We start from the raw sequence: 12,708 nt of genomic DNA, 5'->3' as shown, positions 1-12,708 counted from the left end.
CCGGCATTCCGGGCCGGTGCTGCTCATAGCCTGTTTCGGCCGGAAACGACAGCCTTTGCCCGGGCCCGGCTGTTCAGCTGGCAATCCGCTCGATGAACCAGTTGGTCAGCCGGATCCACACCTCATCCTTTTCAGCCGCGTCCTCGACGCCGTGCTCGAGATTGGGATTGTCGTTGACCTCGATGACGAAAACGCCGTCATCGGTTTCCTTCAGATCGACGCCATAGAGCCCGTCGCCCACCGCGCAGGCGGCGCGCAGGCCGGTGTCGAGCACCAGCGGCGGCACCTGTGCCAGCGAGAAGGACTTGAAGCCGCCTTCCAGCGGCTTGCCGCCGGTATCATGCTTGACGATCTGCCAGTGCTTCTTCGCCATCAGGTACTGCACGGCAAACAGCGGTTTGCCGCCGAGAACGCCGATGCGCCAGTCGAAACTGGTGGGCATGAACTTTTGCGCAATCAGCACTTCGGAATCATGCAGCCAGGCGCCGGCCAGCGCCTTGAGTTCGGCCATGGAGGCGACTTTCTTGACGCCTCTGGAAAACGAGGAATCAGGTACCTTCAGCACCATCGGGAAGCCGAGCTGATCGGCGGCACGCTGGAAGTCTTCCGCACCGATGAGCATCACCGTATCGGGCACCGGGATGCCGTTGGATGACATCAGCTCATCGAGATAGACCTTGTTGGTGCAACGGATCATCGACACCGGATCGTCGATCACCGGCATGCCTTCCTGCTGGGCGCGGCGGGCGAAGCGATAGGTGTGATTGGAGATCGATGTGGTTTCGCGGATGAACAGGGCGTCGAAATTGGCCAGCCGCGGCAGATCCTTGCGACCTATCGGCTCCACCGACACGCCCATGCGCGCGGCAATCCGCGACCAGTGCTTGAGGCTGTCAATCGAAGACGGCGGCAGCGCCTCGTTCGGATCAACCAGTGTGGCGAAGCTGTAGCGCGCAGGCGCACGCGACTTGGCGTCCTTCCATTGCCGCGCCGTGTAGCGCGCCATGGCCTGAAAGAACGCCTCGCGATCCGCGCCATCCAGCTTGCTGATTGACACAAGTCCGATTTTCGCGATTGAAACCCAGTCTCCGTCCTTCAGCGTGAGTTCGAGGACCGGTGCGCGAAACCAGTCGAACAGCAGCCGGCCGAAACGTTCGAGCCGTGTGTCGGTGCAGGTTCCGAAGAACACCCGCAGCCGCGATGGCAGTGCTTCGCCGCCCTGCGCGCGCAGACCCTTGTTGAGGGCATCCTCGAGTTCGGGAATGGCATTCTCGTAGAGCTTGCGCGCTGACAGATCGATGATGGTTTCGACCGAAGGGATGACGCGCTGGCCACGCGCCGCGGCAAGCAGCGAAGCGTAGTAGCCGCGGCTTTGATAGGCGTAGGAGCGCGACAGGTTGATGATGTTGGGCCGGGCGCCGCGAAACATTTCCGGCCGGGCCAGATAATCCCGTGTGGCAAGCACCTTGTGCTTGGTCGCGGTATGATCGAAACCCGCCAGCGCGGTCGACAGAATGATCCAGTCAGACATGGAGCAAATTTCCCTTGATTAGGACTGCAGCGCGCAGACCCGAACGACCGAAACGGGCGATCCGGTCAAACACGGCATAGGGCACAGGAATATTGGCGGCGTCATCGGTGGTCTCGCCAACCTCGTCCTCGACCCAAGGGTCATGAACGAAAATGTGGCGACCGTCATCACCGTGAGCAAGCACCCAGTGCGGAACCTTCTTGCCCATCATCAGATAGCCGCTGACCAGAACAATGGCGATGTGGCCGTCGGCCAGCCGGGCGCGGAGCCAGTCCATCGTGAACGCCTCGGAATGCACCGGCGTGCCGGCCTCGGCAACACGGGCGCGGAAATCGGTCTGCGCCAGTTCCATGACCCGGCGCTTCTCGGGATCACGCACGGTTTCGAGAAACAGCATGTCTTCGGTGGAACACCAGACCTCGGGATTGAGCCCGTGATCGCGCGCCACCATGGCAAGACCAAAGGGTTCGCAGCCGCCGGGGCCAGCCAGCATGAATACGGTGGTGGCCTCGCGCCAAAGGCGTATTTCCCAGACCGGATCAAGAAAATTGGGCGAGCGGAACCGGGCCAGCGCCATCAGCAGGCAGGCGGAGCCGCAGGTGAAGTCGGCGGTCTGCTCATAGAACGGCGTTCGCACATCCGGCGCCTGAGGCCCGCGCAGCAGTTTTTCGAACCTGAGCGCCGCCATTGCGTCTTCATAATAGTCAGCGACGCGACCGATGTGGCGATAGCCGGTGGCCTTGTAAAGCGCGATCGCCGCCTCATTGTCCTCGCGCACCTCGAGCCTGAGCAGGATGCGGTCGTGATCCATCGCCGCGTCTTCGGCAGCCGCAAGCAGCGCCCTGCCGAGCCCCTTGCCCGCGCGGCCGGGCGCCACCGCCAGTGAATAAAGCCGGGCCAGTGCGGCGCCGGCGCGAAACAGGATCATGGCATAGCCGCAGACCTGTCCGTCAGCCTCGATGACAAGGGTTTCGGCGGTGGGGCGGTCAATCAGCGTGCGAAACGACCGGCGCGAAATCCGGTCGGACGAAAACACGGCTTTCTCGATGGTATCGAGGGCGTCGATGTCGGAAATGACGGCTGGGCGAATCCGCGGTGCGGACATGGGAAATCCTGAAAAACAGGTGGTCACCGCCATTTGCGGCAGGGCTCTCAAGCGCGTAAATCATGGCTGATTTGTGTCGGTCTGTCACCGGGTCGGTGTGAGTTTTTCCGGCAAGCCGAACCAGCGGCAAACGATGCGGAACGTTGACGCGGATCACCGCAATACCCACATGCCGATAGCAACCGCGGATGCAGACAAAGGAAAGACGGCGATGATCATTGAAGCTGCCCGGATGGGCGGATCCAACCTGCTTGCTCCTGCCTCGCGATCCGTGCTGTTCAAATCGCTGGGGCTGACGATCCTGCTGCTCGCCGGGCTGTGGTTCGGACTGGGGGAGCTGTTTTCCATGATCGCGATGCCCTGGCTCGAGGCCTTGCTGCCGGGCCTGCCCGACTGGGCCGGCTGGGCCGGTACCATTGCCGCGATCATCGCCGGCATCGGACTGGCGCTGGTTTTGGCACTGTTCATCGCACCGGTGACGGCGGCGATGGCGGGCCTGTATCTCGACGACATCGCCGAGGTGATTGAAACACGCGACTACCCCGATGATACACCCGGCCAGTCGATGCCGCTGGGTCAGTCGATCAAGCAGTCGCTCGGGTTCCTGCTGGTGGTCGGCCTGGGCAATGTGTTCGCGCTGATCCTGCTCCTGGTGCCCGGCATCAATCTGGCTGCGTTCTTCCTGGTCAACGGCTATCTGCTGGGGCGGGAATTCTTCGAGTTCGCGGCGATGCGGTTCATGTCGCCGGCGGAGGCAAAACGGCTCAGAGCGCGCAACTCGACGACGGTGTTCTTCGCCGGCCTGATCATCGCCGCCTTCCTGTCGGTGCCGCTGCTCAACCTGCTGACCCCGATGTTCGCCGCCGGCATGATGGTGCATCTCAACAAGATGATTGCGGCGAAGGCGGCGGGTGGGCGGTGACCGGATATCCCTCTGTAAGCGGGGTAAATATCCAAAAAGCAGCTAAAAATTTTGACTACATCCAAAACGATAGATGCAATGTTATCTTCGGAGAATCCATGTAATCGTCCCACCTCAGACGAGGAACTTTATTTCAATGAGTTTATTTTCGCGTCGTTACATTCAGAAAATGCTTAACGAGTTAGCGGTGCATCTGAACTCGGAAAAACGCGTTGACCTCATAAGACGGTTGGATAGCAAACGCATGAACCAGAACATGCCAGCAGAAATGGAACTGGCTGTACTTTGGTCCGTGGCTCAAACAGGTGATCTCGTGATTGAGCCGGAGTGGTGGAGCGGCAATAGAAATCCTGATGGATATTCCGAGAGCTTAGTTGAAGGGAAGTCGGTGATTTTTGATATCACGGCCGTTTCGAACGGAAGTGTATCGCAGCGGGATGACATGAAAAAGGCTGCTGACCGCGTCTGTCAATTTGCATCTTCGGTCAAAAAAAAATTTGGCAAACATCTGAGTTTCTACTTTTTCGAGGAAGGCGCACTAACGAAGCGTTATGATAAACGTCGCGTTTTAGTCAAAGCCGGCTATGAGCTGTCCAAAACGCAGGAAGCTCGCATCCGCGACTGGATTGATGGGCGGTCTTACGAAACAGAACCAATTCAAGTCCATGAGCAGGGTGTGGTGTTTCAAGTTAGCTATTCAAAAACACCTCACATGACACCCCCTGTGAATACGTCAATGCCACCAGAATGCTATTCACTGACAAAAAACCCAATATACGTGGCCATGGACAACAAACGCAAACAATTGCGTGGTGGCGATACTGGGGTATTAAGGTTGATCTTTCTCGCCGACGTTGGTGCGGACCTCCTCCATCAGATTGGTGGATATATACATCGCAGTTGGTCGCCGGAACAAACATACGGCCCGGAAATCATCCAGAATTTCATTCGGCGTTTCTCCGGGGAAATTGATGCAGTCGTTGTCATCTCAGCTTGGGACACTCGTTTTCGAGGCTCCCGCTTTTTTGGCGTGCGAAGTGATCCCAATCTCTGGAAGGTCACGGTGTTCGCTGCTGACAATAGTAAGATCGATTGGTCAAATATCGAAAACATGTTCACGCGACTACCACCGCCGATAACTGACGCGAATCTAGCTCGACAAAATCAAGGTTATGGAGGCTTTGAACCAATAAGCAAAATTCGATATCGAGCTGCGCAAACTTACCAGAGAAAGGAGCCTTATCTGATGCAATTAAAACTCTCATCGGGAGCTTTGCGGGACCTAATTTCCGGCGATCTTGACCCTGCGGAGTTTCGGGATCGGCACATTCCTGAGAGATTTCGGACTCTGATTAAACGTCATCGCAGCATCTCTTCTGTAGAGTTCGAAAAAGGTGAGCCAAATCATGATGATGATTTGGTGGTTCTATCATTTGAAGAAGACCCTGCGGTCAAGCCATTTGAATAGACCTCTTATAAGTTTTTCGGGGCCATGAAAGTGTCTAAACCGCTCATCGTGTCCTCTTAGCCTGACAGCTTGCCTACACAGCCTAAACCGGCAACTCCACCAGCGGCGCCGGCACATCGACGGTCTTTTCGGGCGACTTGCAGATGTCGGCGATGACGCAGCGTTCGCATTCGGGTTTGCGCGCCTTGCAGCAATAGCGGCCGTGCAGGATCAGCCAGTGGTGGGCGTGAAACAGATACTCGTCCGGGATGATCTTCAGGAAGGCGGCCTCGACTTCGTCGGGTGTCTTGCCCGGTGCGATGCGCAACCGGTTGCCGATGCGGAAAACATGGGTGTCGACCGCCAGCGTGGGGATGCCAAAAGCCATCGACATCACAACATTGGCGGTCTTGCGGCCGACGCCGGGCAGTGTCACCAGTTCCTCGCGGCTCTTCGGCACCTCGCCGCCATATTCATCGACCAGCCGCTGCGACAGGGCGATCACGTTTTTCGCCTTGTTGCGGTAAAGCCCGATGGTCTTGATGTGATCGCGGACCTTGTCCTCGCCGAGCGCCAGAATTTTCTCAGGTGTATCGGCGATTGCGAACAGGGCGCGTGTGGCCTTGTTGACGCCGGCGTCGGTGGCCTGGGCCGACAGCGCCACGGCGACCACCAGCGTGAACGGATTGACGTGCTCGAGTTCGCCCTTGGGCTCGGGGCGCTGGATCGAGAAGCGCCGGAAGATCTCGTGGATTTCAGCCGTGCTGTAGGGGATTTTCCGGCGGCGCGCGGCGGGCTTGCGCGGCGCTGCCGGCTTGGCGCGGACCGGCTTGGTTGCCCCGGGCCGAGAGGCGAGCGACATTTTGGTGGACTTCGGGGTCTTGGGCTTTTCCATTTCATCCCTATAATCTTACCCACAGGTCCATGGCAAACTCCTGCTGGAGACAATTGCACCAATGAACGACAAACCGCTGTTTGAGGCTGTATTGAGCCCCCACCGTTCCCTGGGACGACCGGGATTCGTGCTGTTGATGACGATCATCACCGTCATTACCTTCGTGCATATGGCGATCTTCGCCCGGGTTGGCGCCTGGCCGGTGTTCGCATTTTTCGGCCTCGACCTCGCCTTGCTGTTCGGCGCGTTCTGGCTGAGCTACCGCTCGGGGCGGATGCGGGAATTGATCCGCATGTCACGCACCGATCTCAATGTCCGCAAGATATCGCCGTCGGGACGCGAGGTCGATCACCGGTTCAATCCGTTCTGGACCCGGTTCAACATTGCCCGCCACGACGAGATCGGCATCACCGACATGCACATTATTGGCAATGGACGGCAGACCGATGTCGGCTCTTTCCTCAACCCCGACGACAAGGAAAGCTTCGCCTCGGCGTTCCAGCGGGCGCTGGCGACGGTCAAGAAACGCTGACGGGATTTTTGCGAGGCGGCGTATTTCGGGTGGCTACTCGGGTCAGCGCGTGATTGATTGGTCCCAAGGAGCATCATCATGAATATGACCGCACAGCTTGACCGCGACATCACCCCGCAAGGCGATGATTACGACCTCGTCCGCAAGACCATCGAACGGATCTCGCTGGATTACCGGGCGCAGCCGTCGCTCGACGAGATCGCCTCCGATATCGGCGTGGCGCCGGGGCGCTTGCAGAAGACCTTCAGCCGTTGGGCCGGGCTGACGCCAAAGGCGTTTTTGCAGGCGGTGACGCTGGATCACGCCCGCAGGCTGCTCGGCCACGAAGGCCTGCCGCTGCTTGATGCCAGCTATGAGCTGGGGCTGTCCGGGCCGGGGCGGCTGCACGATCTGTTCGTCACCCATGAGGCGATGAGCCCCGGCGATTTCAAGACCGGCGGTGCGGGACTTGCAATCAGCTACGGCTTTCACCCCAGCCCGTTCGGCACAGCCGTGGTGCTGGCAACCGAGCGCGGGCTGTGCGGGCTGGCCTTCGCCGATCCGGGCGAGGAAGCCGCATCGCTTGAGGACATGCGCAAGCGCTGGCCCGGTGCGCGGCTGACGCAGGACCAGGAAGCGACGGCATCCTATGCCGCGCGTATTTTCTCGCCGGAGCAATGGCGCGCCGACCGGCCATTGCGGATTGTCATGATCGGCACCGATTTCCAGGTGCGGGTGTGGGAGGCGCTACTCAGGATCCCGCTCGGGGCGGCCTCGACCTATCAGGATGTGGCGCGTGCCATCGGCAAGCCATCAGCCTCGCGCGCCGTCGGTGCCGCGGTCGGGCGCAACCCGATCTCGTTCGTGGTGCCGTGTCATCGCGCGCTGGGCAAATCCGGCGCGCTGACCGGCTATCACTGGGGCATCACCCGCAAACGGGCGATGCTGGGCTGGGAGACGGGCTGCGTGCAGTCGGCCGGGTAAAATCTGCGAATGGGGCAGGACACCCCCCTCTGTCACTTCGTGACATCTCCCCCGCAAGGGGGGAGATTAGGAGGCATTTTCATTCAGCCACCGCTTAGTGAGCCTTGGACATATCGCCCAGCACTTCCTTGGAAGCGACGGTGGAGTCGGCGTTGAGCTTGTAGACCATCGGCACGCCGGTGGCGAGATTGACCTTGAGGATCTGGTCGCGGGTCAGCCGGTCGAGGATCATCACCAGCGAGCGCAGCGAATTGCCATGGGCTGCGACCAGAACGGTCTCGCCGCGCAAGACGCGCGGCAGGATCTCGGTCATGTAATAGGGCCAGACGCGGGCGCCGGTGTCTTTCAGGCTTTCGCCTCCCGGAGGCGGCACGTCGTAGGAGCGGCGCCAGATGTGGACCTGCTCCTCGCCCCATTTTTTGCGCGCGTCATCCTTGTTGAGACCGGCGAGATCGCCGTAGTCGCGCTCGTTGAGCGCCTGGTCGCGGATCACCGGCAGATCAGTCTGGCCGATGCCGTCCATGATCAGATCGAGCGTATGCTGGGCGCGGATCAGCACCGATGTGAAGGCGACGTCGAACTTGAGGCCGGTGTCTTTCAGCGCTTGGGCGCCGGTCTTGGCCTCTTCAACGCCGAGTTCGGTGAGGTCGGGATCCTTCCAGCCGGTGAACAGATTCTTGAGGTTCCATTCGCTTTGGCCGTGGCGGACGAGGACGAGCGTTCCGGACATGATGAGTTCCTTTGTTCAGGCTGTTTGGATTATTGACCAGTGAGGCCAAGCACGTCGAGCATGGAATAATAGCCCGGTTTCTGGTGGCGCGCCCAGAGGGCAGCGCGAACCGCGCCGCGGGCGAAGATCGAACGGTCGGTGGCCTTGTGGCTGAGTTCGATGATCTCGCCTTCACCGGCGAGGATGACCGAATGCTCGCCCACCACGGAACCGCCGCGCAGGGTGGCAAAGCCGATCGACCCCTGCTCGCGGGCGCCGGTATGGCCGTCGCGGACCCTGACCGAATGTTCCGCCAGATCAATGCCGCGTCCCTCGGCGGCTGCCTGCCCCAGCAACAGCGCAGTGCCCGATGGCGCGTCGACCTTGTGGCGGTGATGCATCTCGAGCACCTCGATGTCCCAGTCGCCGGCTTGCAGCGCACGCGCCGCCTGCCGCACCAGCACTGAAAGCAGATTGACGCCGAGGCTCATATTGCCCGACCTGACGATACGGGCGTGGCGCGAGGCGGCCTGCAGCGGAGCCTCGTGGCTGTCGTCCATGCCGGTGGTGCCGATGACATGGACAATGCGCGCCTGGGCGGCGAGACCGGCGAATTCAAGGGTTGCTGCGGGCGCGGTGAAATCCAGCACGCCTTCGGCCTGGGCGAAGACCGGAAGGGCATCGTCGCTGATCACGACGCCATTCGGGCCGAGGCCTGCCAGTTCGCCGGCATCGCGGCCGAGCGCTTCGGATCCGGGCCGTTCAATGGCGCCGGCAAGATGCACCCCGTCGATTTCGCTGACCGTACGGATCAGCGACTGGCCCATTCGTCCAGCTGCTCCGACAACGATCAGCCCCATGCTTTCCGCTTGCGCTGTCATGCCTTGTCTCCTTCAACATCCGCGTGAGCATCCTCGCCCGTGTCCGGACCGGTCGCTGCTTCGTCAATCTCGCTGAAGGCCTGCAGGCGGGCGTACAACCCGCCCCTGGTCCCGGTCAGATCGGCGTGGCTGCCGCTTTCGATCACCCGTCCGGCTTGCATGACCACAATACGGTCGGCCCGGGCGATGGTTGAAAGCCGGTGGGCAATGACCAGCACGGTGCGGTTGCGCATGGCGCTTTCGAGCGCCTTCTGCACGGCGGCTTCGGACTCGTTGTCGAGTGCCGACGTGGCCTCGTCGAGAAGCAGGATCGGCGCGTCGCGGACAAGCGCGCGGGCGATCGAAATGCGCTGGCGCTGGCCGCCTGACAGGTTGACCCCGTTTTCGCCAAGCTGCGTGTCGTAGCCCATCGGCTGGGCCAGAATGAACTCGTGGGCATTGGCCAGCCGCGCCGCATCCTCGATCTCGGCATCGGTGGCGTCGGGCCGGGCATAGCGCAGATTGTCGCGGATCGACCCTTCAAACAGCCAGGGCTGCTGCGAGACATAGGCGATCTGCTGGCGCAGCGACTTCTTGGTGACGGTTGCGATGTCCACACCATCGATCAGCACCTGACCGGAGGAGGGATCGTAAAACCTCGGCACCAGCGAGATCAGGGTGGACTTGCCGGCTCCCGACGGGCCGACAATCGCGGTGGTCTTTCCGGCCTCGGCGGTAAAACTGACATCATTGAGCACCGGCACGCCCTGACCATAGCCAAATCCGACATTGCGGAATTCGATCTCGGCGCGCTCGATGCTGATGTCGCTGGCGCCGGGCCGGTCGCCCTGGGTCGGCTCCTCGTCGAGAATTTCGTAGATCATTCTTGCATTGACGACAGCACGCTCAAGACTGATCTGAAGCCGGGCCAACCGCCGCGCCGGATCATAGGCAAGCAGCAGCGCTGTGATGAAGGAGAAGAACGCACCGGGCAGAACATCGTTGTAAATCGAGCGGAACGCTGCATAGGCGATCACGCCGGAGATCGCCATTCCTGCAACAATTTCGGTCAGCGGCGAGGTGCGCTCGGTCAGACGGGCGATACGGTTGGAGCGCCCTTCAGCAGCCTTGATCAGCGAAGAGGTGCGCGCGCTGATCTGCTCCTCCATGGTGAAGGCCTTGACGATGGTAATGCCCTGAACAGTCTCCTGCATGGCGCTCAACACGCGGCTGTTGAGGTTGATCGATTCGCGCGTCGCACTTCTGAGCCGCTTGGCGATATAGCGCAGCGCGATGAGAACCGGCGGTGCACCGACAAAAACGATGAGACTGAGAATCGGATCCTTCGTCACCATGACGACCAGAAGTGCGATCAGCGTCAGAAGATCGCGGGCAAAAGAGGTGATTGTCAGGTTCATCACGTCGCGGATGCCGGAGACGTTCTGGCTGATCTGGGCTGCGATCTGGGCTGAGCGCGTCTCGCCGAAAAAGCTGACGCCGAGCGACATCAGATGATTGATCATGCGCTGCTGATAGCGGGCAACAAGATTGTTGCCGACCTGCGCCAGCGCGACGGCCTGGCCGTAGGATGCCGCACCACGAATGACGAAGGCAGCCAGCACCGAACCGCAGATGAGCCAGATCATGCTTGCGTTCTTCTTGGCAAACGCCTCGTTGATCACGGCTTCCATGATCCACGCCATGAAGGCGGTGGTGGCTGCGACGAGAACCAGGCAGAACGCTGCGAACAGGTAGGTCTTGATGTAGTCGCGGCCGTTCTCGCGAATAATCCTGCGGATCACCATTGTCAGCGATTCCACATCCTGCTTGATGTTTTTGCTGCGCGCCAAAATCCGTCACCTTCCAGGGCGCTCCACAAGGAACGCCGACCTCGATGAAGCAGGATCACCTGCCCCGATTTCTGCGGCTCTATAGCGGGTTGAAGCCGGTTTGCCTATGCTTTCCAGCGCCGTCCGTCGGTGGAAACGCCAAAACGCACCGGAGTGCGGGCATAGGCCGCAAGTCCCGACAGCGCCGCCAGGGGATGTGTGATCACAAAAGTCGGAATCATCTTGAGGATCCCCGAATGCGGCGCCTTGTCCTCGAATGCCTGGCGGAACCGCGGCTCGTTGAGCGCCGGGATGATCTTCTGGGCAATGCCGCCGGCGAGAAATACGCCGCCCCGCGCCATGAAAATCATGGCCAGGTCTCCTGCCACCCGGCCAAGATAGGTGACGAACAATTCAATCGCCTCGACTGCAGCCGGATCCGAGGCATCGGTCCATGCAGATGTGACTTCCGCCGGATTGAGGGCAATCGGATGGGTGCCGTTGGCCTTGCATACGGCGTGGTAAATGTTCATCAATCCGCGTCCGCACAGCAATTGTTCGGCTGAGATGCGGCCCTCGATCGGCTCATAAAGCGGAAACAGTTCATAATCGCGGGCAGAACGCGGGCCGATGTCGATGTGGCCGCCTTCGCCCGGCACGGGAAACCAGGTGTGGCGCGCGTGGACCAGGCCGGCAACGCCAAGACCGGTGCCGGGACCGACCACGACCCGCGATGACGATGCCCGGATTTCACCACCACCGATTTTCTCGAGATATTCAGGACCGAGCGAAGCCGCAGCCAGAGCCTGGGCTTCAAAATCATTGATGACCACGACGTTTTCAAAGCCCAGATCCCGGATCATGGCCTTGGGCTGGATCACCCAGTCACAATTGGTCAGGTCGATTTCGTCGCCCTTGATCGGGCCGGCGACCGCCAGAATGGCTGATCGCGGCTGCAACGAGGTCTTGTCGAGCACGCCGGCCTGGATCGCTTCGTCGATGGTGGGATAATCGGCTGTCGCCATAATCGGAAACTGCCTTGGCTCGGCATAGGCATCCATCAAGATGGCAAAGCGCGCGTTGGTGCCGCCGATATCGCCGATCAGGATCGGAAAGGCGATGGTGTGGTCGGTATCGTTCGAAATCGGCATGGTCAGTTCCCGTCAGGCCTTATCTGGTTGCGGCGCGGCGCCTCGGGCCTTGCCATCTCAAAACAAATTCCGCGGTTTATCCAAGCGCCTTGAGCAAGGTTTCAGCGGTGGCGCGATTGAGCGCCATAGGAATATCGTAAACGATGGCGAGCCGCATCAACGCCTTGACGTCGACATCATGCGGCATGGCGGTCAGCGGATCGACAAAAAATATCACCAGCCCGACATCGCCGGTGGCGATCAGCGCGCCGATTTGCTGATCCCCGCCCAGCGGTCCGCTTTTGAGCCGCTTGATCTCAAGCCCCGGACAGGCATCGGCGATTCGACCGCCCGTGGTTCCGGTGGCAACGATCGGAAACCGCGACAGCGCCTGCATATGGGATCGGGCGAACTCGGCCAGGTCGTCCTTCTTCTGATCGTGCGCAATCAGCGCAATGGCTTTGTGAACGGTCATGTTGGCCTGTGGATTGCCGCATTCAGGAACAAGCGGCCGCATTTACGTTTTCAATCGATTTGAGAAACAATTCTATAGCCGTTCCCACCGTCAAGAGAAAGACGCTCGATGATCAAATTTGAGTGGCGTCGCTCGGCGACGATCAATTGGCGGGCCGGGGCACCGGTATCGGAATCCGCGCGGGGAGCGGAACAGGTGCAAAAGCAGACGCGGCACTGACCGCCGCGAGGCCGGAGGTGGCACCAGACCCAAAGGTCACCTGGGCTTCGGACGCAGGCCCGGGCGCCTGGACCACCGCGGAACAGGCGGC

Annotated in this window: 12 protein-coding genes; 4 read left to right on the top strand and 8 right to left on the bottom strand. The window is 60.5% G+C overall.

Annotation, left to right across the window (positions count from 1 at the left end; translation table 11 throughout):
- Positions 1–73: 73 nt before the first annotated feature.
- Together ABJN75_RS19735 and ABJN75_RS19730 are read right to left on the bottom strand one after the other, a co-directional pair.
- The gene (locus ABJN75_RS19735; RefSeq protein ID WP_348441306.1) at positions 74–1,531 is read right to left on the bottom strand and encodes a RimK family protein; all 1,458 of its coding nucleotides are present in this window, start codon (positions 1,529–1,531) and stop codon (positions 74–76) included.
- Positions 1,524–2,636, bottom strand: coding sequence for a peptidase C39 family protein (locus ABJN75_RS19730; protein ID WP_348441305.1), 1,113 nt, complete (start codon positions 2,634–2,636; stop codon positions 1,524–1,526). Before ABJN75_RS19730 ends, ABJN75_RS19735 begins: the two co-directional genes overlap by 8 nt.
- A 211-nt stretch (positions 2,637–2,847) precedes the next feature.
- Here ABJN75_RS19730 and ABJN75_RS19725 point away from each other — a divergent pair, with 211 nt between their 5' ends.
- The gene (locus ABJN75_RS19725; RefSeq protein ID WP_348441304.1) at positions 2,848–3,558 is read left to right on the top strand and encodes a sulfate transporter family protein; all 711 of its coding nucleotides are present in this window, start codon (positions 2,848–2,850) and stop codon (positions 3,556–3,558) included.
- Between the two features lie 136 nt (positions 3,559–3,694).
- Positions 3,695–5,026, top strand: coding sequence for a hypothetical protein (locus ABJN75_RS19720; RefSeq protein WP_348441303.1), 1,332 nt, complete (start codon positions 3,695–3,697; stop codon positions 5,024–5,026).
- Positions 5,027–5,108: 82 nt separating this feature from the next.
- Here ABJN75_RS19720 and nth read toward each other — a convergent pair whose 3' ends face one another.
- A complete protein-coding gene (gene nth, locus ABJN75_RS19715; protein ID WP_348441328.1) occupies positions 5,109–5,867 on the bottom strand; it encodes an endonuclease III in 759 nt (252 codons plus the stop codon).
- Positions 5,868–5,961: 94 nt separating this feature from the next.
- Between nth and ABJN75_RS19710 the strand changes: the two genes are divergently transcribed.
- Both ABJN75_RS19710 and ABJN75_RS19705 read left to right on the top strand, forming a co-directional pair.
- Positions 5,962–6,432, top strand: coding sequence for a DUF2244 domain-containing protein (locus ABJN75_RS19710; protein ID WP_348441302.1), 471 nt, complete (start codon positions 5,962–5,964; stop codon positions 6,430–6,432).
- Between the two features lie 78 nt (positions 6,433–6,510).
- The gene (locus ABJN75_RS19705; protein WP_348441301.1) at positions 6,511–7,395 is read left to right on the top strand and encodes a bifunctional helix-turn-helix domain-containing protein/methylated-DNA--[protein]-cysteine S-methyltransferase; all 885 of its coding nucleotides are present in this window, start codon (positions 6,511–6,513) and stop codon (positions 7,393–7,395) included.
- Between the two features lie 94 nt (positions 7,396–7,489).
- Here the strand turns inward: ABJN75_RS19705 and ABJN75_RS19700 are convergent, their stop codons facing one another.
- The 5 genes from ABJN75_RS19700 to ABJN75_RS19680 all read right to left on the bottom strand — a co-directional run bounded on the left by ABJN75_RS19700 (position 7,490) and on the right by ABJN75_RS19680 (position 12,398).
- A complete protein-coding gene (locus tag ABJN75_RS19700) occupies positions 7,490–8,125 on the bottom strand; it encodes a 2,3-bisphosphoglycerate-dependent phosphoglycerate mutase (RefSeq protein WP_348441299.1) in 636 nt (211 codons plus the stop codon).
- A 29-nt stretch (positions 8,126–8,154) separates the two neighbouring features.
- Positions 8,155–8,985 (bottom strand): 4-hydroxy-tetrahydrodipicolinate reductase, encoded by an 831-nt coding sequence (gene dapB, locus ABJN75_RS19695; protein WP_348441298.1) that lies wholly within the window; start codon positions 8,983–8,985, stop codon positions 8,155–8,157.
- Positions 8,982–10,769, bottom strand: coding sequence for an ABC transporter ATP-binding protein (locus tag ABJN75_RS19690; protein ID WP_348441327.1), 1,788 nt, complete (start codon positions 10,767–10,769; stop codon positions 8,982–8,984). The genes dapB and ABJN75_RS19690 overlap by 4 nt, the downstream gene beginning before the upstream one ends.
- Before the next feature lie 149 nt (positions 10,770–10,918).
- On the bottom strand, positions 10,919–11,944 hold the full coding sequence (locus ABJN75_RS19685; RefSeq protein WP_348441297.1) for a glucokinase: 1,026 nt from the start codon (positions 11,942–11,944) through the stop codon (positions 10,919–10,921).
- Between the two features lie 76 nt (positions 11,945–12,020).
- Complete coding sequence (locus tag ABJN75_RS19680) at positions 12,021–12,398, bottom strand: methylglyoxal synthase (RefSeq protein WP_348441326.1); 378 nt, start codon at positions 12,396–12,398, stop codon at positions 12,021–12,023.
- Positions 12,399–12,708 lie beyond the last annotated feature (310 nt).

The sequence above is a fragment of the Hoeflea sp. genome, assembly GCF_039975035.1.
Lineage (GTDB): Bacteria > Pseudomonadota > Alphaproteobacteria > Rhizobiales > Rhizobiaceae > Hoeflea.
This window is presented reverse-complemented; position numbering and strand designations above follow the sequence as displayed.